This window comes from Ideonella sp. B508-1 (genome assembly GCF_000333615.1).
GTDB lineage: Bacteria > Pseudomonadota > Gammaproteobacteria > Burkholderiales > Burkholderiaceae_C > Ideonella.
Map to the genome: position 1 here is coordinate 1 of NZ_BADL01000270.1, position 778 is coordinate 778.

1 pseudogene is annotated in these 778 nt (G+C 57.5%); it reads right to left on the reverse strand.

Annotation, left to right across the window (positions count from 1 at the left end):
• Positions 1 to 592: 592 nt before the first annotated feature.
• A pseudogene (locus I73_RS33165) lies at positions 593 to 778 on the reverse strand (Replication initiator protein A); the annotation flags it as partial.

A 778-nucleotide genomic window follows, 5' to 3' on the forward strand; every position in this document is an offset into this window, starting at 1 on the left:
AGCCCCCTGGGGGGATGGGAGGCCGCGCAGCGGCCGGGTGGGATCGAGAAGGGGGGGCACCCCCCTTCGGCGGCGTTAAAACCGTTAAAGAAAAAGAGTTAAGTCGCGCGCGCGTGTTAGGCCTGTGGACAGCCGCTGTAACGCATTGATTTACAAGGATTTTTCAGTTCGGCCTGTACCGCGATAGACGATCCAGGCGTGCCGCGATAGACGACGCAACCGTACCGCGATAGACGATGAATCGGCCCGCGATAGACGATCCTTGCCCGATTTCTGTGGACAACTCGCCACTTGTACCGCGATAGACGATGGATCGACGTGCCGTCAACCTGGCAGCACCTTCCCGGGAAAAACCACTTCCTCGCGGAAATCCTTGCCCCACAAGGCTTCCCCCGTAGTTCAATGTTCCGCGATAGACGATGCACTGCTCCGCTTCTGACACTGAAAGTGAAATCTTCCGAAAACCACTTGTACCCCGATAGACGATCACCCCCCCAGGCGTCCTTCATGCCCTGACATCAATGCAAAGGCCCTCGGCTTGCGAAGCACGAGGGCCTTTTTTTGCGTCACACCAGCAACGATGGCTGCTAACTCAGTGCAGCTTCATCTGAAGCACTTGCTCGATCCATTTCACCTTGCCAGCCTTCTCCGCCTGCTCCATCAGCGTCTCGTGGTTGCGGCTCAAGATGATGACTTGGTTGGGCTTCACCGACTCGTCAAGGAAGATCCGGTAATGGGGCAAGTCGTGCTTGGCAGCCATCGCCTTCACCTCTGCTCC